Source organism: Amycolatopsis sp. NPDC054798 (assembly GCF_053611505.1).
Genome location: NZ_JBSHAM010000074.1, coordinates 1 through 17,417 on the forward strand (window position 1 = coordinate 1; position 17,417 = coordinate 17,417).

At 69.7% G+C, this 17,417-nt stretch carries 19 protein-coding genes; 4 read left to right on the forward strand and 15 right to left on the reverse strand.

What is annotated here, in order from left to right; all coding sequences use genetic code 11:
- Positions 1 to 34: 34 nt before the first annotated feature.
- Positions 35 to 304 carry a hypothetical protein gene (locus tag ACWGIC_RS33580; RefSeq protein ID WP_452079935.1) on the reverse strand — a complete coding sequence of 90 codons (270 nt, stop codon included), beginning with the start codon at positions 302 to 304 and terminating at the stop codon, positions 35 to 37.
- Between the two features lie 17 nt (positions 305 to 321).
- Here ACWGIC_RS33580 and ACWGIC_RS33585 point away from each other — a divergent pair, with 17 nt between their 5' ends.
- Positions 322 to 1,131, forward strand: coding sequence for a MerR family transcriptional regulator (locus tag ACWGIC_RS33585; RefSeq protein WP_452079936.1), 810 nt, complete (start codon positions 322 to 324; stop codon positions 1,129 to 1,131).
- Here the strand turns inward: ACWGIC_RS33585 and ACWGIC_RS33590 are convergent.
- On the reverse strand, positions 1,070 to 1,663 hold the full coding sequence (locus ACWGIC_RS33590) for an NIPSNAP family protein (protein ID WP_452079937.1): 594 nt from the start codon (positions 1,661 to 1,663) through the stop codon (positions 1,070 to 1,072). The two genes, ACWGIC_RS33585 and ACWGIC_RS33590, sit on opposite strands and share 62 nt — an antisense overlap.
- A gap of 85 nt (positions 1,664 to 1,748) precedes the next feature.
- Here ACWGIC_RS33590 and ACWGIC_RS33595 point away from each other — a divergent pair, with 85 nt between their 5' ends.
- The gene (locus ACWGIC_RS33595) at positions 1,749 to 2,708 is read left to right on the forward strand and encodes a helix-turn-helix domain-containing protein (RefSeq protein WP_452079938.1); all 960 of its coding nucleotides are present in this window, start codon (positions 1,749 to 1,751) and stop codon (positions 2,706 to 2,708) included.
- On the opposite strand, the gene ACWGIC_RS33600 is transcribed toward ACWGIC_RS33595, so the two are convergent.
- A complete protein-coding gene (locus ACWGIC_RS33600; RefSeq protein ID WP_452079939.1) occupies positions 2,647 to 3,975 on the reverse strand; it encodes an MFS transporter in 1,329 nt (442 codons plus the stop codon). The genes ACWGIC_RS33595 and ACWGIC_RS33600 overlap by 62 nt on opposite strands.
- Before the next feature lie 80 nt (positions 3,976 to 4,055).
- Here ACWGIC_RS33600 and ACWGIC_RS33605 point away from each other — a divergent pair, with 80 nt between their 5' ends.
- Positions 4,056 to 5,024, forward strand: a complete 969-nt coding sequence (locus tag ACWGIC_RS33605) for an Lrp/AsnC family transcriptional regulator (RefSeq protein ID WP_452079940.1) — start codon at positions 4,056 to 4,058, stop codon at positions 5,022 to 5,024.
- Here the strand turns inward: ACWGIC_RS33605 and eccD are convergent.
- Genes eccD through ACWGIC_RS33635 form a run of 6 tightly spaced genes read right to left on the reverse strand, consistent with a single transcriptional unit; the run spans position 5,014 to position 10,409 of the window.
- Positions 5,014 to 6,390 carry a type VII secretion integral membrane protein EccD gene (gene eccD / locus ACWGIC_RS33610; protein ID WP_452079941.1) on the reverse strand — a complete coding sequence of 459 codons (1,377 nt, stop codon included), beginning with the start codon at positions 6,388 to 6,390 and terminating at the stop codon, positions 5,014 to 5,016. The genes ACWGIC_RS33605 and eccD overlap by 11 nt on opposite strands.
- Positions 6,387 to 6,710: a YbaB/EbfC family nucleoid-associated protein gene (locus ACWGIC_RS33615; RefSeq protein WP_452079942.1), complete on the reverse strand. Its 324-nt coding sequence runs from the start codon at positions 6,708 to 6,710 to the stop codon at positions 6,387 to 6,389. The genes eccD and ACWGIC_RS33615 overlap by 4 nt, the downstream gene beginning before the upstream one ends.
- On the reverse strand, positions 6,703 to 7,194 hold the full coding sequence (locus ACWGIC_RS33620; RefSeq protein ID WP_452079943.1) for a hypothetical protein: 492 nt from the start codon (positions 7,192 to 7,194) through the stop codon (positions 6,703 to 6,705). Before ACWGIC_RS33620 ends, ACWGIC_RS33615 begins: the two co-directional genes overlap by 8 nt.
- A 5-nt stretch (positions 7,195 to 7,199) precedes the next feature.
- Positions 7,200 to 8,546, reverse strand: a complete 1,347-nt coding sequence (locus ACWGIC_RS33625) for a WXG100 family type VII secretion target (protein WP_452079944.1) — start codon at positions 8,544 to 8,546, stop codon at positions 7,200 to 7,202.
- Positions 8,547 to 8,549: 3 nt separating this feature from the next.
- Positions 8,550 to 9,608, reverse strand: coding sequence for a WXG100 family type VII secretion target (locus tag ACWGIC_RS33630; RefSeq protein ID WP_452079945.1), 1,059 nt, complete (start codon positions 9,606 to 9,608; stop codon positions 8,550 to 8,552).
- A gap of 27 nt (positions 9,609 to 9,635) precedes the next feature.
- Positions 9,636 to 10,409: a WXG100 family type VII secretion target gene (locus tag ACWGIC_RS33635; protein WP_452079946.1), complete on the reverse strand. Its 774-nt coding sequence runs from the start codon at positions 10,407 to 10,409 to the stop codon at positions 9,636 to 9,638.
- A 134-nt stretch (positions 10,410 to 10,543) separates the two neighbouring features.
- Between ACWGIC_RS33635 and eccCa the strand changes: the two genes are divergently transcribed.
- Positions 10,544 to 14,488 carry a type VII secretion protein EccCa gene (gene eccCa, locus ACWGIC_RS33640; RefSeq protein WP_452079947.1) on the forward strand — a complete coding sequence of 1,315 codons (3,945 nt, stop codon included), beginning with the start codon at positions 10,544 to 10,546 and terminating at the stop codon, positions 14,486 to 14,488.
- A 6-nt stretch (positions 14,489 to 14,494) separates the two neighbouring features.
- On the opposite strand, the gene ACWGIC_RS33645 is transcribed toward eccCa, so the two are convergent.
- The 6 genes from ACWGIC_RS33645 to ACWGIC_RS33670 form a co-directional block, all read right to left on the reverse strand.
- Positions 14,495 to 14,704, reverse strand: a complete 210-nt coding sequence (locus ACWGIC_RS33645; protein ID WP_452079948.1) for a hypothetical protein — start codon at positions 14,702 to 14,704, stop codon at positions 14,495 to 14,497.
- 294 nt (positions 14,705 to 14,998) lie between these two features.
- Entirely contained in the window at positions 14,999 to 15,580 is a 582-nt protein-coding gene (locus tag ACWGIC_RS33650) for a hypothetical protein (protein ID WP_452079949.1), read from the reverse strand.
- Positions 15,577 to 15,930 carry a DUF6086 family protein gene (locus ACWGIC_RS33655; protein ID WP_452079950.1) on the reverse strand — a complete coding sequence of 118 codons (354 nt, stop codon included), beginning with the start codon at positions 15,928 to 15,930 and terminating at the stop codon, positions 15,577 to 15,579. The genes ACWGIC_RS33650 and ACWGIC_RS33655 overlap by 4 nt, the downstream gene beginning before the upstream one ends.
- A gap of 13 nt (positions 15,931 to 15,943) precedes the next feature.
- Positions 15,944 to 16,294 carry a hypothetical protein gene (locus ACWGIC_RS33660; RefSeq protein ID WP_452079951.1) on the reverse strand — a complete coding sequence of 117 codons (351 nt, stop codon included), beginning with the start codon at positions 16,292 to 16,294 and terminating at the stop codon, positions 15,944 to 15,946.
- On the reverse strand, positions 16,294 to 16,959 hold the full coding sequence (locus tag ACWGIC_RS33665; protein WP_452079952.1) for a colicin immunity domain-containing protein: 666 nt from the start codon (positions 16,957 to 16,959) through the stop codon (positions 16,294 to 16,296). The genes ACWGIC_RS33660 and ACWGIC_RS33665 overlap by 1 nt, the downstream gene beginning before the upstream one ends.
- Before the next feature lie 160 nt (positions 16,960 to 17,119).
- Positions 17,120 to 17,413: a hypothetical protein gene (locus ACWGIC_RS33670; protein WP_452079953.1), complete on the reverse strand. Its 294-nt coding sequence runs from the start codon at positions 17,411 to 17,413 to the stop codon at positions 17,120 to 17,122.
- Positions 17,414 to 17,417 lie beyond the last annotated feature (4 nt).

Sequence of the window (17,417 nt, forward strand, 5' to 3'; positions counted from 1 at the left end):
CCCCTGAGGGAATCAGATTCCCTCAGGGGTCCCCTCACGGACTTGGGGAATCGCCGCGGAGAAGGCGCTCCAACGCCGTCTCCGCCTCGCTGCTCCCCGCGTCCGACAGCCGCTGCAGCTCCCGCAGGTCTCGGTTCGCCACCGCCCGGCGGGTCAGCAGCCGTCCGGCGTGTTCGCTGCCCTCGTCGAGCAATTCGGACAGTTCGGCCAGGTCACTGCGTCCGTCGGCGAGGTCGGCGAGCCGGTCCAGCGCGGTCTCGTTTCCCTCGTCGGCAAGCGCGCGCAGGGTGTCGTAATCGTGCATGCGGCCAGCCTCCAACCTTGCCCCAGGGACAAGGTCAAGCGCGATACTGGGACATGCTCACCATCGGCCAGCTCGCCCGTCACGCCGGAGTCTCGGCCAAGGCCGTCCGCGTCTACCACGCCAAAGGGCTCCTCCCCGAGCCCGGACGCGACGCCTCCGGCTACCGCCGTTACGACGCGCAGGCGGTCATCGACCTGGCCCGCATCGTCACGCTCGCCCAGGCCGGGGTCCCGCTGGCGCGCATTCCCCAGGTGCTCGACGCCGACGACACCTCCGGCCAGCTCGACCGGATCGACGCCGAGTTGCGCGACCGGATCCGGCAGCTCGAACAACGCCGGGCCCGGTTGCGGCACCTCGCTCAGCCCGACCGGCTCTGCCTGCCGCCGGAAGCCGTCGCGTTCATGGAGCGGCTGAAGCCGTTGGGACTGTCCGAACGCCACGAGCACGCGATCCGCGACGGCTGGATCCTCGCCTGCGCGCTCGCCCCGGACGTCAGCCGCGCGATTCTCGTCAGCCGGACGGCGTTGCTGGACGATCCGGAGTACGTCGCCGTTCTGCGCGGGTACGACGAGGCGATCGACTGGAGCCCTGACGACCCAAGACTCGAAGGGATCGCCGAAACGGCCGCCGCACTCGCGCAGAGGATGACGCTGCCGTCTGATCTGCCGGAGTTCCGGAAGGTGCCCCGCCAAGTCGTCGAGCTTCTCAGCGGGCATCTCGACAGCCCTGCTTGGCGGCGCATCGACCAGCTCGTCGCCCGGAGGCTCAGCGAAGCGAAGACCGCGACGTCGGAGCCAAGCGAAGCCGCCGCACCTGGCCGGTCGTAGGCAACCGGCGTTCGAAAGCCCGCAACGCGGCGAGATCGGGGAAAATCCAGACTCCTACCCGGACGTTCTCCCCTCCCCGCACCGGCAGTGCGCGGAAGGTGTTTTCCGCTGGCTCGGTGACAAAGGAAGCGAACGGCTCGGGAAAGTCAGCAGAAGGCAGGCCGATAAGCACCAGGATTCGCGACGAAGACTCCACGGCGTCGAGCGGGCGCGAGAGTGGCGGGAAGTCGGTTTCGGGGCGGAGCAACAGGACATTGTCGCTGTCGAGCATGGTGGCGTTGGCGGCGTCGCGGTGTTTCCGCCAAGCCTCGCCTTCGAGGTAGAAAGCCGTCAGCGCGGCGTGGCGAGCGGCCAGGTCCGGGAAGGAGCGGAACCACACGAACCGGTCGGGGTCGTCCTCGTCGCGGAATTGGCCGACGACGGTGCAGCCCGCGGCTTCCTGCGGTTCCAGCAGCTCACGGTCGAACAGGTCGATCAGGACGTCCCGTTGCCCGGGCCGGAGGGTGTACTGGCGGAGTTCCACGACGGTCACGGCAGCGAATCTGCCACCCCGCCGAAGCCGGAGCGAGTGGCAGGACTGACTGCTTCCGCAAAATTCCTGCCGTATCCTCGAAGCCATGCGAACCGTCGCGGTCGCGCTGGTCGACGACATGCCGCTGTTCGAGCTGGCCATCGCGGCCGAGGTGTTCGGGCCGTCCCGGACCGACCTCGCCGACCCTTGGTACGAGCTGCGGTTCTGCGCGGCGAAGCCGGAAACCCGCACCGAGTTCGGTTTCCGGCAGCACGCCAGCCACGGTCTCGACGCACTCAAGGACGCCGACACCGTGCTGGTGCCCGCCTTGCCGTACGCGTGTGTCCAAATTGGACAACCGGTCCCGGCAGAGCTGGTCGGTGCCATTCGAGAGGCGGCTAAAGCGGGCGCGCGGATCGTTTCGCTGTGCACGGGGGCGTTCGCGCTCGCGGCGGCGGGGCTGCTGGACGGCCGGCGCGCGGCGACGCATTGGATGTACGCCGCCACGCTCGCCATGCTGCATCCGCAGGTCCAGGTGGACGCGTCGGTGCTCTACGTGGACGACGGGCAGGTGCTCACCAGCGCCGGACGCAGCGCGGGAATCGATCTGTGCCTGCACGTCGTGCGCAGCGACCTCGGCGCGCACGTCGCCAACGAAGTCGCGCGCCGGATGGTGCTGCCCGCGCACCGCAGCGGCGGGCAGGCGCAGTACGTGTCCGCCACAGTGCCGGAGACCGACGACGCCGGGCTCGGTCCGGTGCTGCACTGGGCGACGCGCCACCTCGACCGGCCGTTGACCGTCGAGCAGCTGGCCCGCCGAGCCGGGGTCAGCCCGCGCACGTTCGTCCGGCGGTTCCGCGAAGCCACTGGCACCACGCCGTTGCAATGGCTGCTCGACCAGCGCGTTCTGCACGCTCGCGGCCTGCTGGAATCCACTGACCTTCCGATCGGCCTGATCGGCGAGCGCAGCGGCCTCGGCTCGTCGGCCAACCTCCGCCGCCACTTCACACTCCGGCTCGGGACGGCTCCGACGGACTATCGGCGCGCGTTCCGCGAGTCCGGATGAGCCCGATCGCGGTCAGCCCGGCCGCGGCGGTCAGCCCGACCGCGATCCAGCATGCGACCGTCACGTCCGTGGCAAGGAAAACCGCGGTCAGCACAGCCACTCCGACGGTTCCGCCGAGTTGCTGCACCGCGTTCAGCAGCCCCGCCGCCGAACCCGTCTCCGAGGGGCGGACGAGGGCCAGCGCCGCGGTGAAGAACGGCACGGTGAACATCCCGGTCCCCGTTCCCGCGACCGCCAGCGCGAGCAACAACGGCCAGCCGAGCGCGATGCCCGCGATTCCGGCGGCGAGGAATGCAACGCCAGCAAAGAGAATCCGGGTGCCGAAGCGCGGAACGAGCCAGCGTCCGGCCACAAAGGACGATACGGCCAGGCCGCACGACCACGGCAGCAACGACAGTCCGGCGCTGCGGGCGTCCGCGTGCTGGGTCAGTTGCAGGAACAGCACGACGACTTGGGTCAGGCCGGTCATCACGGCGAAGAACAGCACGGACGTCACCAGCCCGGCGGGGAAACCCAGGCCGCGGAACAGGCTGCGTTCGACCAGGTTCCCGTGAAACCGTTGTTGCAACACGAAAACAACAAGCACCACCACTCCGGCGGCGACGAGGTAGCCGTTCCAGTGCGTCAGGAGCGGATAGACCACGAGCCCGGCGCCCAGCACGACCAGGCCGGTCCCGAGCAAGTCGAGCCGCGGCCGGGAGGCGGACCGGTCTTCGGCGAGCAGCCCGGACGCGGCGAGCACGGCGAGTCCGAGCGGGACGTTCACCAGGAACACCGACCGCCACGACCAGGCGTCGGTCAGCAAGCCGCCGAGCACCGGACCGCTGACCGCGGCCAGTCCCATCACCGGGCCGATCATGCCGAGCGCCCGCGCCCGGGCCGCGCCGTCGAACAGGACCCGGATCAGCCCGATCGTCTGCGGGATCACCAAAGCGGCCGAAGCCCCTTGCAGCGCCCGGAAAACGAGCAGGAACCCGGGCGTGGCCGCGGCCGCGCACAGAGCCGAGGTGAGCACGAAGCCGGCCACGCCGAGCTGGAAGGTGCGGCGTCGGCCGAGAATGTCGCCGAGGCGGCCGCCGGTGATCAGCAGGAGCGCGAAGGGCAGCGTATAACCGGCGGTGTAGAAGGAGATCGTGCTGGGCGCGCCGCCCAGTTCGGCGTGCACCGCGGGGGCGGCGACCTGGACGATGGTGGTGTCGAGGAGGTTCATCGCTTCCGCGACGAGCAGGACCGCGAGCGCGGCCCAGCGGCGTGATTCGTTCGGCATGCGGCCAGCGTGGACAACAGCTGTCGAGTGTTCCAGTCACCAGCGCGAATGAGCAGAAATCTTCCACTCAGGACAGTTTGGTGCAGAATCGAACCATGCTCGACGACCTCGACCACGCCCTCGTCCACGCGCTCCAGATCGACGGCCGCGCCTCGTTCGCGCGGATCGGCACCGTACTGGGCGTCTCGACGCAGACCGTCGCGCGCCGCTACCGGCGGCTGCGCGCCGAAGCCGGACTGCGCGTCGTCGGGCTCGCCGCACCACATCGCGCTGGACAGACACAGTGGCTCGTGCGGCTGACCGTCGTCCCGGCGGTCGCGCAGCGGGTGGCCGACGCGCTCGTCCGGCGCACCGACACCACCTGGGTCAAACTCGCCGGCGGCGGGACGGAAATCTGCGTGATCGTCAACTCCGCCAACGCCTCGACGCCCGAACACGGCCTGCTGCTGCACGATATCCCGCGCACGACCGGCATCACCGCCGTCTCCGCGCACCAGCTGCTGCACCTGTACCACGGCGGACCGACGGCTTGGCTAGGCCGTGCCGAGGTCCTGACCGATGCCCAACGCCGCCAGTTGGAACCGGAAACCCGCACCGCACACGCCGATGCGACGCCTGGCGACGAACCTTTGCTCACCGCGCTGCAACGAGACGGCCGTCTCGGTCAGACGGAACTGGCGACCGTCACCGGCTGGTCCGCCGCGACAGTCGCCCGCCGGATCGCCGACTTGCGCGCGGCGGAAACCCTTTACTTCGATGTGGAAATCGACGCCCGGCTCTTCGGTGCGACCACGCAGGCTCTGCTGTGGATGGCCGTGGCCCCAGCCGATCTCGACGCCGTTGCCACCGAACTCGCCACCCACCGCGAGCTAGCCGTCGTCGCAGCGACGACCGGGCCGACGAACCTCCTCGCGCACGCCCTCTGCGCCGATCCTCCGGCGCTGCACCGCTATCTCACTCATCGGCTCGGCGCGCTGCCGGGCATCCGGTCCTGCGAAACCGCACCAGTCCTGCGCACGCTGAAAGCCGCCAGCCCCCTCAGCCGCTGACCGCCTCGTACACCCCGGCAATCAACGCCACGAACGGCACCAACGACAACAGCACCAGAAACTCCGAAATGTCCAGCAGCCGCGACCAGTACGGCGACCGCACCCCGCGCGCGACCCGCGTCGCGTAGAACAGCGACACCACCGCGGCCAGCACCAGCGTCAGCCCGGCCGCGAGCAGGGCGATCCGCTGGTCGTCCGCGATCAGCCAGAAACCCGCGGTCAGCAAGGCGGCGAGGCCGAAACCGACCAGCACCAGCCGTTGCGTGCGGCCAGCGTAAGCGCGCGAACGCTGGATCCACGCAGTCCCGAGGAGTGCGGCCAGTCCGGCTTCCCACGGGCCGCCGGTGGCGAGTACGACAGACGAGCCGACGACCACCAAACCGAGCGCCACCAGCAGGCTGGTGAGCAACGCCTGCGCGTACGTGGTCCGCCCGGCCATTTCCGCGCCGAGCGACGGCTGTTCGTTGGCACGGAAGGATTCCATGTCGTCCGGCACGCGCGGGAGCGGCATCCGGCCCAGCCGCAGAGCGAGCATCGGGGCGACGGCGGCCAACGCGGTCGCCAGCACCGCCGCGACAGCCGCGGCGGCGACCGGCTTCGCGCCGGTCAGCAGCACCACCCCGGTCGCGATCGCGCCGATCCCGGCCGAACCGACGACCGCGACGAAGAACGGCAGCCGGTCGGCCACCGAAACCGCGGCCAGCACCCCGTAAACAGTCACCGCGGCGAGTCCCGCGGCGAGCGGTCCGGCAGACAGCGAGAACACCGAATGCGGTGGCAGCAAAGAGATCCCGGAAAGGAACGCAACGCCGACGCCGGCCAGCGCCCCGGCCGCGCCCGCGCCCGAATCGCCGTACGCCCGGCTCAACGCACCACCGCCGAGCAGCAGCACGACGGCGAGCAGCCCGGTGCCGATCGGCGCGAGCACGCTGCCCGCCAGCGAGGCCTGGATCAGCAGGCCGCCCGCGAACAACAGCAGCGCGGCCGCCGTGATCCCGGCCCGCCGGGCGATTCTCGGCCCCCACGCGGTCGACGCGGATTCGCCGACGCTCGCGATCGAGTCCACCACGTCGTCGAACAGCAGCGGACCGCGCGGACGTTCGCGCGGGGTCAGGTGCAGCACCTCGCCGTCGCGCACCTGCGCGGCGGCCACGGTGAGCCCGAGCGCGAGCGGCGCGCCGCCGAGCCGCGACAGCACCCAGCCCGGATGCTCGGCCGACGCCTGCCCGGCAGCCCCGGCCAGCCGGACCAGCTGCGGCACCAGTTCGGCGAACGTGCTCTGCTGCGGCAGCGCGACGTCCACCCTGGCGCGCGGGGTGACGATCGTGACGCGCCGGGTCGATCCGGCGACGGCCGGGGCGCTCACTGCTGGGACCTGGACGCCTCGATCACCGGGGCGAACTTCGCGCTGCTCGCCTCGGCAAGCTTCTGCAGGCCGGCGTTCACCGCTTCGAGGACGATCTCCGAGAGCGTGCGCGCGTCGTACTCGCGGATCGCTCGCTGGTCGATGTCGATCGAGGTGAACCGGCCGTCGCCGCGCAGCGTCACGGTCACCTCGTTCTGCCGCGAGGCGGCCTCGACCTCCATCGCCTCGACCGTGCGCTGGATCCGCTGCACCTCTTCGGTCTGCTTGCGGACCTGCGCGAGCAGTTCGTCCATGTCCGGCACGGCATACGGTTCAGTCACCGTCGTTCTCCTTTTCCTGCGGGGTTTCCCGGCGGACGTGCACGCTGGCGACGAACTTCCGGAAGTCGGGGACGAGCGTGCGCAAGTCCTCGGGGCCGGCCGTGCAGACCAGCTCCAGCACGACCCGCCCGGCCGGACCGGGCACGGTCAGGAACACCTGGATCTGCAGCAGATCCTGGCCTTCGCCGGTGCGCAGCCGCAACGTCTGGGTGCAGCCCGGCGCGGCGGGACTGCCGACCTCCTTGCGGTCGAGGACGTCCAGCAGCGCCATCGTCCGGCCGAGCCGTTCCACGGCCTCGTCGGCGATTTCCGGCAGCGGCAAGGAATCCTGGCGCTGCTGGATGCCGAGCGTGATGTTCGGCGTGAAGTCCGCCTTCGGCTTCGGGTGCACCGCGACGAAAACCAGGCCGGGCGCGATCGGCGGCACCGGCGTCCAGCCGTCGGGGACGTCGAAGCCCAGCGGAAGCGTCACCAGGTCCGCCATGGCGCTCACCACGAACCCACATACTGGACGGCGTCGTCCCAAGCCCCGCCCAGCGCGTCCGCTGCCTCGCTCGCCGTATGGCCGACCGCGTCGACTGCCGCTCCGCCGTATTCGCTGACCGCCGCGCCGACCTTCGGCAGGTCGATGTCGATCTTCGCGCCCAGTCCCGCACCGAGCCCCAACGCGGCACCGGCCTTGAAGTTCATCTTCAGATGCCCGTTGTCGTAGACGAACTGGCCGTCGAGCTGCGCACCGATTCCATATTGGACACTTCCGCTCGCGCCGACGCCGACACCCGCGACATCCGCCGCGACCTGGCCCTCCAGCTTGCCGCCCGCGAAAGCGTTGGCGTGCACGCCAAGCCCGTGCACGCCGAGTTGCGCCGAACCGCTGACCTCACCGCCGGCGAACGCGGAACCGCGGGCGCTGCCGTGCGCGACGCCGTAGCTTCCCTCGGTCCCGATGTCCTCCCGGAAACCTAACTCGGCGTGGCCGGACGCCTTCGCGTCCCAGCCCTGCGAGGAGATTTTCCCGTCGTACTCCGGAATGAAGCCGTCTTGCTCGTGCGCGGTCTTGTAATAGGTGATCTCGGTGGCGCGGGCGATCGCGCTCTTCTGCTTCGCCTGCCCGAACGGAGTGTCGGCCTTCTTCGGCGCCCGAGTGCCTTCCAACCCGTTCCAGGTCAGCTTCTTCCAACCGGAATTGCCGAACCACGACGGTGCCGAACGCGGCCGCTTGCGCCCGTCGAGAGTGTCGCCGTTGACCCAGGACAGCGGGCCGTAGATGCGCTTGCCGAGCTTGCCCGGTTTGCTCATCGGCCCGGCCCACGGCGCGGGGAACAACTCCGCCAACGCGTCGGACAGCTCCTCGGCGACCTGCCCGGCCGCCGCGACCGCCTGTTCGCCCAAATCCCTTGCGGCGGCGATAAAAGCGCCCACCGCGTTCGGGTCCGCTGACCGTGCTTGATTGGTGAGCTGCGCGCCGTACTGGTCGAACTGCGAGAGAACCGAGTCGACCCCAGAGCGCGCCCACCGCAAAAGCTGTCCGGCCATCGACAATCGCTTGCTCTGGTCGGCCAGCTTCGTGCCGTCTTCGGTCAACGCGTGCGCGACATCGGACGCTGCTGTCGCGTACGCGGTGTACGCCGCGCCGTCCCAGTCAGCGCGCAAGGCCGTGGCTGCGTCCGCGATCTCGGTGGCTTTGCCGGAAATCGTGGACGCGTTGGTGCCACAGCGGTTCGCGGCCGCTTCCAGCGCCGCCGGGTCGCCCGTGACCCGGCGCTGGTATTCGACCACCACCTGCCGGTAGTTCGACAGCACCGAGCTGACGACTCCGGACGCGTCCACGGCCACCGGCTACGCGCCCTTCGCGTCGATGTCGACGTGCTGCTGGAAGTGTTTGCCCTGGTAGGTGACGTCGACATCGATGTCCACGTCCTGCCCGGCCGGAGCCTCCACCGTCGACTGCCCGGTGTTGAGGTCGGTGTGGATCACGACCTCGTGCGCACCGGTCGACTGTCCCGGCACCGAAGGCGCGGGAGCCGGGGCGGGGGCGGGGGCTGGTGCCGGATCAACGGGAATCCAGCTGTTGCCAAGATTCGCCCCCGAACCGGCACCGCCGCCAGACGGCCAGGCCCCAGTGCCAGTACCGCTGCCGGACGGCCAGCCGCCGTTGTTGGCCAGCGCTGGCGGTGTGTAGTTCGTGAACGACGGGGTGCCGCCGGGCACTCCCCCGCCGCTGCCGCCGATCGCCGCTTGCCCGGACGCGCTCGCGACCGGAGCGGGCATCTGCGGCGCAGTGACCGGAGTGCCGGAAACCGCTGCGTTCCCCGCCGCGCCGTTGGCGTCGGAAGAACCATGGTGGAACAGCTTTTCGATGTCGCCGATGATCGTCGCGACCTGGGTGATCTGGTTCGCGAGGTCGCCCGCGCCGAGCGCCTTCAGCAGACCGCCGACCGCGGTGATGAATCCGCGCAGCGTGGCGCTGGTAGCGGTGGAAAGCGCGACCGCGGCCCCGTAGGTCCACCAGTTCGACATCAGCGACGCGACGGTCGGGTTCACCGCCGCGACCACCGACCGGTAGGCCTCCTGCGCCGTCTTCACCAGCGTGCCCGAGACGCCGAGCAGTTCAGCGCCCTTCTCGATCACGTTGATGATCTTGGTGAGCTGCTCCAGCGAGTGGGAGATCTTCTGCAGCGCCGATTCCGACGCCCCGCCGGACCAGACCTTGCCGAGCTGGTCGGCGGCCTTGCTCAGCTCGGTGTAGAGCGAGGTCAGCTCGGCGGCCTTGTGCAGCAGGTCGAGGACGTGCTTGGCGATCTGCTCGGGCTGGCCGGTGACGATCTGCGGCAGCACGGTGATCGGGCCGCCGCTGGTTGCGGTGGCGTCCATCGCGCTGGAGTTCGGGAAGAGCATCGGACCTCACTTGGTCAGGGTTCGGGGTCAGACGGAGGCGGGCCGGTACACGCTGACCTTGGCCAGTCCGCCGAGGCCCGGATCGACAGGACCGTGGTTGTAGAGGGCGCCGCCGTCCCCGGCGACGCCGATCACCGGATGGCGGCCGGCGAGCAGAAGCGGCTCCACCACGACGACGTCGCCGCTGTGCACGCCGCCGGGCACGTCGCCGAAGGTGCGCGCGGTGCCCGAATAGACCTCGATCAGGCCGACGCGCGCCTGGTTGTCGGCGTCGCCGGCGAGCCAGTCGTTGAAGTCCGCGACGCCGTGGAACCTGGCGTCGGTCAGCGGATGTTCGGCGAGCCGGCCGAGGTCCGCGTCGCCGAGGTACCGCAGCACGTTGCCGACCGACGACGGTTCGCCGTGCGCGCCGGCGCTGTCGGTGATCGCCGCCGCGGCCAGGTGCGCCGCGTGTGGTGCTCCCCAGATCGAAGTCAGCGACGGAGAATGACTGCGGCCGCCGCCGTAGCCGTCGGAAACTGCTTCGTCGGCGCTTTGGTAAGCGTCCGCGCTGTGCTTGACCAGGCCGTTGATCTCCTGCAGCAACTGCAGAAGCGACCGCACCGCGGTCACCTGCTGCGAGTGCAGCGCCTCGTTGGCCGCCGCGACGACGCTGCCGAAAGTGGCGAACGTCGTCGGCTGCAGGACGAGTTTTTCCAGGTCTGCGACGGCGTTGATGCCGTGGGCGATGATGCCGCCCACGTTGCCGACGGTGGAGCGCATGGCCTCCGGCTCGGCCCGGTACTCGCCGGTCGTGCCCATGGCGCTCCCTCCGGTCTCCCGCGGTCGACGCACCGGTGCGGGGCGTCTGCGCAGAGCGTAAGTTCGCGCCGCCGGGCGAGCGGACGGCAAAAGTACCCACCGCGACCGGACAGCGGACGGCCAAAATACGGGGCATGAGTTCCGCCCGCGACCGCCTTGGCCTGCTCGGAGAGCAGCCTGGGGAGATCATGCTGCAGTCCCCGCCGATGCTGCCCAAGAGCGGTTCCGGCGGCGTGATGCAGCTCATGATGTTCCTGCCGATGATGCTCGGCATGGGCGCGATGTCGTTCGTCTACATCGGACGCGACGGCGGGGTAATGACCTGGATCTTCGGCGCGCTGTTCGTCACCGCGATGGGCGGCATGATCGTGATGTCGCTCGGCCGCGGCGGCATGGCGAAGAAGGCGCAGATCAACGAGGAACGCCGCGACTACCAGCGGTACCTCGCGGGCCTGCGCACGCGCGTGCGCGCGGTCGCGGACTCCCAGCGCGCCACGCTGATCGCGCAGCAGCCGGATCCGGCGGACTTGTGGGCGTACGTCGAAACCGACCAGCACTGGGACCGCCGCCGCGGCGACCGCTCGTTCGCGATGGTGCGCGCGGCCACCGGTCCGCAGCCGCTCGCGACGCCGTTGCGCGCACCGCAGATCGCTCCGCTGGAAGAACTGGACCCGGTTTCCTCCACCAACCTCAAGCACTTCATCCAGACCTTCTCGACTGTCGAGGGGCTGCCGGTTTCGGTGTCGCTGCGCTCGTACGCGGCCGCGACGCTTTCCGGCCGTCGTCCCGACGTGCTCGGCCTGACCCGCGCGGTGCTGGCGCAACTGGTGACTTTCCACTCCCCGAACGACCTGCGCGTGGCGTTCTGCGTCGCCCCGGACCGTTCGCACGACTGGGAATGGGCGAAATGGCTGCCGCACGCCACCGCGCCGGTGCTCGCCGACGCGACCGGCCCGCGTCGGCTGTTCGCCGACAGCGCGGCGGAACTGGCCCGGCTGCTCGGCCCGGATCTCGGCGACCGTCCCGCGTTCTCGCGTCGTGGCGCGTCGGCGGACTTGCCGCACATCGTGCTCGTCGTCGACGGCGGCGATTCCCACGGCGAACCGCGGCTGCTCGCCGAAGAAGGCCGCCTCGGGGTGACGGTGCTGGAGGTCGGCGGCGACCAGCCGCGCGCGACGTCGACCGACCGGCTGCTGAGCCTGCACATCGCCCCTGATCAGCTCGGCATGGTGGTGCTCGACGGCACCGAGGCGCGGCTCGGGTTCCTCGGCCTGCCGGACCGGCTCGACCACGGCGCGGCCGAAGCGCTGGCCCGGATGCTGACGCCGCTGCACCAAGGCGGCGCGGTGGTCAGCGAACAGCCGATGTCCTCGACGTTCGGGCTGGCCGGGCTGCTCGGCATCGGCGATCCGCGCGACACCGACACAACCGTCACCTGGGCTCCGCGCCCGGCGCGCGACCGGCTGCGGATTCCGCTGGGCGTGAACCCCGAAGGCCGTCCGGTCGAACTGGACCTCAAGGAATCCGCAGAGGGCGGCATGGGCCCGCACGGGCTGGTGATCGGCGCGACCGGGTCCGGCAAGAGCGAGCTGCTACGCACGCTGGTCACCGCGCTGGCGGTCACGCATTCGTCGGAGAAGCTGAACCTCGCGCTGATCGACTTCAAGGGCGGCGCGACCTTCGCGGGCATGACCGACCTCCCGCACACCTGTGCGGTGATCACGAACCTGTCCGACGACCTCGCGCTCGTCGACCGCATGGCCGACGCGTTGAACGGCGAACTGCTGCGACGGCAGGAACTCCTGCACTCAGCCGGGAATTACGCGTCGGTGCGCGATTACGAGAAGGCGCGCGCGGACGGCGCGCCGTTGCAGCCGTTGCCGTCGCTGCTGGTGATCATCGACGAGTTCTCCGAACTGCTGTCGTCGCGGCCGGAGTTCATCGACCTGTTCGTCGCCATCGGACGGCTCGGCCGTTCGCTGGGGATCCACCTGCTGCTCGCGTCGCAGCGCTTGGAGGAAGGCCGTTTGCGCGGGCTCGACTCGCACCTGTCGTACCGGATCGGCCTGCGGACGTTCTCCGCCGCGGAAAGCCGTGCGGTGCTGGGTGTCGCGGACGCCTACCAACTTCCGCCGGTGCCCGGTTCGGCGTATCTGAAGTCGGACAACGACACCCTGATCCGGCTGAAAGCCGCCTACGTCTCCGGCGAACTGCCGCCGCGCAGCCGGATCGTGCGCTCGGACGGACAGCAACTCGGCGTTCTGCCGTTCACCCTGGCCCCGGTTGAAGTACCAGTCGCCGAACAACCCGAAGCCGAGACACCGGCGAAGGGCACCGGCGAAACCATCATCGGCGCGATGCTGTCCCGTTTGGAGGGACGCGGCCCCGCTGCGCACCAGATCTGGCTGCCTCCGCTGGCCGAACCGCCCACCTTGGACCAGCTGCTGCCCCCGATCGGCGAAGACCCCCGCCGCGGCCTGTGCCCGCTTGGCTGGGGCGGCAACGGCAAGCTGACCATCCCGGTCGCGTTGGTGGACAAGCCTTTCGAACAGCGCCGCGACATGCTGTGGGCGGACTTCTCCGGCGCGGCGGGCAACGCGGTGATCGTCGGCGCACCGCAAAGCGGCAAGTCGACATTGATGAAGGACATCGCGGCGATGCTCGCGCTCACCCACACCCCCGCCGAGGTGCAGTTCTTCATCCTCGACATGGGCGGCGGCGCATTGGCCCCGATCGCCGGCCTCCCGCACGTCTCGGGCTACGCCACCCGCCGCGATCCGCAACGCTGCCGCCGGGTCGTCGCGGAACTCGTGACTTTGCTGGAACAACGGGAAGAATTCTTCGCCGCGCACGGGATCGAGTCGATGGCCGCCTTCCGCAGCCGCCGCGGCGAGTTCACCGAAAGCAGCGACGACCGCGAGTTCGGCGACGTGTTCCTGTTCGTGGACAACTGGACCACCATCCGCTCCGAATACGAACGCCTGGAAGAACAAATCACCGCGCTCGCCCAGCGGGGTCTCGGCTTCGGCATCCACGTCCTGGTCTCGCTGAACCAGTGGATCGGCGCCCGCGCGCAACTCCGCGACGCCATCAGCACCCGCTTCGAACTGCGCCTGGGCGACCCGGCGGATTCGTCGATCGACCGCAAGGTCGCGCAAAACGTCCCCGCCGACCGCCCCGGCCGCGGTCTCACCGCGGACAAACTGCACTTCCTCGCGGCCCTGCCGCGCATCGATTCCGACCAACGCCCGGAAACCGTCGGCGCGGGCGGCCTCGACCTGGTCCGCCGGGTCGCGGCGGCCTGGACCGGCCCGCGTGCACCCCAGGTCCGCCTCCTCCCCCCGGAAGTCCCCCTGGACTCCTTCCCCGCTGCCCCGCGCGGCCGGATCACCTTGGGACTGGCGGAATCCACTTTGCGTCCCGTCCACCTGGACTTCCGGACCGACCCGCACTTCCTGGCGTTCGGCGACGTCGAATCGGGCAAGAGTTCCCTGCTGCGCGCTCTCGTCACCGGCATCTGCCAGGCCCACACCCCCGACGAGGCCCTCATCCTGGTCGGCGACTACCGCCGCGGCCTGCTGGGCGTGGTCGACCAACCGCACCTGCTCGGCTACGCGGGCGCGGAAAACACGCTGACCGACTTGGTGAACCAATGCGCGACCGCGATGCGCAACCGGCTCCCCGGCCCCGACGTCACGCCCGATCAGCTGCGGAACCGGTCGTGGTGGCGCGGCCCGGACCTGTACGTGGTCATCGACGACTACGAACTGGTCGCGACGGCTGGGCGGAACCCGGTGCTGCCGTTGCTGGAATTCCTGCCGCAGGCAAGGGATATCGGCCTGCACCTGATCCTGGCCCGGTCTTCCGGCGGCGCCGGGCGGGGGTTGTACGAGGCGGTGATCCAGCGAGTGCGGGAACTGGGCTCGCCGGGTCTGGTCATGTCGGGAGGGAAGGAAGAGGGCGCGCTGCTGGGCGATGTGAAGCCTTCGCCGCAGCCCGCCGGGCGGGGGACGCTGGTGTCGCGTCGGCACGGGACGGAGCTGGTGCAGGTGGCGTGGACCAAGCCGGTGGAGGACTGAGCTGGCTCAGTCGAGGAAGACCTCTCGGTGGGTCAGATGGCTCAAGTAGGAAACGTCCCAGTCCGCGGGCACTCCGCGCCGAACCCGCCGGGTGAGTTCCCAGCCTCGCTCGTCGAAACGGCGCCCGGCTTCCTCCGAGGGGAAGGCAGGTGCCGGGTCGGCGTTCTTCAGCGTGGTCTCCCATTCGTCCTGCCACGCTGTCAGATCGCGAGCCAAGTCAGCACTCAGCCCCAGCTCCGGAGAAGCCGGATCGACTGAGGTGGTCGCCGAGCTGACGAGCGAATCGAAGAATTATACGGGGTGGGCACTCCACTCCGCCATGATCTTGATTGAGCACAACCACTGGATCGGCTCTTCGGTTTTCCTCCGCATTCCAGTCTCCCGTCGAACGGTCCGGCGAACAGGTTCGACGATACGACGCTCGCCCAAAGCGGTCCGCTACTGCGGATACGCACTCACCACGTAGCCGTTGTCGCCTACGACAACCAGCAGCTCCAACAGCTTTCCCTCTCAGGGCAAGCGCGGATACAGCGCTTCCCACCGGACCACGGCAGCCCGCATCTCCGGATCAGCGAGATGCTCCCGAAACCCACCGGCGAGCTTGATGAGCACCTTGGCACGGTGCAGCCGGCCGATCTCCGGCGTCGACAGCTTCGTCCACTCCGGACTCAGCCGCTCGCACTCGTCGATCCGTTCCGGGGTGAGCACCGCTCTGATCCGCCGGATGGCGTCTTCTGGACCATACCCCTTGTCTGGCAAGGAAAACCCGAACTCGACGAGCCAGATCGACAGGAACAGCTGCTGGTTCAGCACTTCGTCCGCCCTGATCAGCTCGCACGCCTCCACGAACGAAAGCACATCGCAGGCCACGCGCAGATACCGTTCCTTCTCCGCCTCCGACCACTGCGGATCGTCGCGCCCGTCCGGGCCGAGTTCGGCTCGCAACCCGTTGAACAGCAGCCGCAGAAACTCGCTCCAGCCGTCTCGGTTGAGTCCCTCGGGCAACTGCCCGCCGCCGATCCACCAGGCGAACCGGTCCCGGTGCGACATCCCGGCCACCGGTTCGAGCACCGGCCACGTCCAGCCCGTCACCGGGACGTCATCCGCACCGAGTCCCGGGCCTCGGCCAGATCCGGCGGCACGTCTTCGACCGGAAGGCCGGACCATTCCAGCATGGCCAGGCAAATCCCGATAAACCCGCGCGCGAGTTCCCGGTACTCCGAATGCCTCATCACGGAACCGTCGAGCATCGCCCGGACGAACAGGGCGAGCCGGGGCGGGTCGACGGAGCAGTAATCGCTGGCGATCGCCCTGAACCCAGCGGTGCCGAGATCGATGTCGAAGTTGACCGCCAGCGTCTCCGCCATGCTCACGAACAGCCGGCCGACCCGAAGCGCCGGACTCCAGACCGTCTCGTCGCCGACCTCGAAGAGGTAGCTCATCCAGCCCCCAAAGTCACCACTCGTCGAGGTCCACCGCGAAACCGGAGCCGTCATCGTGAGGAACCACGTCCCACAACGACTTCGCTGCGCGCCACACCGCCGTTACCGCCGGCCACGCGACCTCGCCGCTGAGTGTCAGCGTCACGACCGCGTCAGCCGCAGCAACCCGGTCCGACGCCTCCGCGATCGCCTTCGCGACCAACGGTGTCCCCGCGGAGAACTCAATCTCGCAACCAACGTCAGCAGACACCCACCCGTCGCCGTCGCACCGATCCTCGACGGGGAGCGCCGCAGTCAACGCCTCGAACCCGGCAGCAGCGCTGAGCCCGCCAGTTCGGCAGTACAACCGGATCCCGTACGCCATCACGCGAGCCGGTGCAGAGCCGCACGCACCTCGGCGACCAGCTCATCGTCCGTCAGGTCGCCCTGCTCGCGCAGCGCCGGATCGATCGGGTAGTCCTCCAGCGCGAGAAAGAGGCCGCTCAGGATCCGTTCGAACGGATCCCGCAGCCGTTCCCTTCTTTCCCGGGACAGCTGCCAAGCCGCGTACCAGATCCTCGCGAACTCCGGCCCGGACAACTCTCCTCGGGCGAACGACTCCATCGCGGCCAGCTGCTGCCCCACGCCAGTGCCGGCAGGCACCTCGCTCCGTTTGGCCCAGGCGTGCTCCACCGGCGGGTACTCCGCCGCTATGCCGGGCAGTTCGGGGTACCGCCCGGCCAGCCGCCGCGCCGTCCGGCCGAACCGGGCCCGGACATCGTCGACCCCCTCCGGAACCGCACCGGAGAGAAACGAGGCAGTACCTGCGACCAACGCGTATCCCCCGCCGCCGGCGAGAACAGCCCCGGACAAGCCAGGCACCACGAAGAGCACCGAGGCACCGCCCCTGAGCACGGAGTCCACCGCCAGCAGCTCCGGCACCGGCCCCGGTTCGAGACCGCAGCGCAGCACCTCATTCGCGCCGACGACCCGCGCCCCCGTGCGCAGCCGGTCCAGGAGCGCATTGTCCACCCCGGACAGAGCGATCATCGGAGCGACGGTTTTTCCTTCCGCCGCAAGCCATTCGTCAGCAAAACGCCGTGGCCCCGCGGGGACACTCTACGCGGGCCACCGCGCAGCCGCGGGGGTCATCCCTATCTCGATCCTCCTGCCAGGTCAGCGAACCGCCGCACCGGCCGAAGCCAGCCGCTCAAGAACGATCCGCGAAGAACTCTCGCACGAGCGCGAAGAACTCTTGCACCTGCTGTTCGTTCCCGGCTTCCGGACCCGCCCGGCCGTCGACGATCGCGGCTGCCTGGTGCGGCCACGCGAGGTTCGGGCCGGGGCCGCCGTGCTCCGACAGCCACCGGGTGAAGCCGCCGAGAAGCTCGAACTCGGTCGCCGCGTCGAAGCCGACGAAGAAGGACAGGGCTTGTTCGAGAGAACGGATCCCGTAGACGCCCGGACGCAGCATGGCGTCGGCGACCCGTTCGTCCCGCTCCACGGTG

Excerpts from the sequence above, each read along its gene's own strand:
- ACWGIC_RS33580 (WP_452079935.1), bottom strand. The coding sequence starts at position 304 with ATGCACGATTACGACACCCTGCGCGCGCTTGCCGACGAGGGAAACGAG.
- ACWGIC_RS33620 (WP_452079943.1), bottom strand. The coding sequence starts at position 7,194 with ATGGCGGACCTGGTGACGCTTCCGCTGGGCTTCGACGTCCCCGACGGC.
- ACWGIC_RS33595 (WP_452079938.1), top strand. The coding sequence starts at position 1,749 with ATGCGAACCGTCGCGGTCGCGCTGGTCGACGACATGCCGCTGTTCGAG.
- ACWGIC_RS33660 (WP_452079951.1), bottom strand. The coding sequence starts at position 16,294 with ATGGCGTACGGGATCCGGTTGTACTGCCGAACTGGCGGGCTCAGCGCT.
- ACWGIC_RS33665 (WP_452079952.1), bottom strand. The coding sequence starts at position 16,959 with ATGATCGCTCTGTCCGGGGTGGACAATGCGCTCCTGGACCGGCTGCGC.
- ACWGIC_RS33635 (WP_452079946.1), bottom strand. The coding sequence starts at position 10,409 with ATGGGCACGACCGGCGAGTACCGGGCCGAGCCGGAGGCCATGCGCTCC.
- ACWGIC_RS33600 (WP_452079939.1), bottom strand. The coding sequence starts at position 3,975 with ATGCCGAACGAATCACGCCGCTGGGCCGCGCTCGCGGTCCTGCTCGTC.
- ACWGIC_RS33630 (WP_452079945.1), bottom strand. The coding sequence starts at position 9,608 with ATGCTCTTCCCGAACTCCAGCGCGATGGACGCCACCGCAACCAGCGGC.
- eccCa (WP_452079947.1), top strand. The coding sequence starts at position 10,544 with ATGAGTTCCGCCCGCGACCGCCTTGGCCTGCTCGGAGAGCAGCCTGGG.
- ACWGIC_RS33655 (WP_452079950.1), bottom strand. The coding sequence starts at position 15,930 with ATGAGCTACCTCTTCGAGGTCGGCGACGAGACGGTCTGGAGTCCGGCG.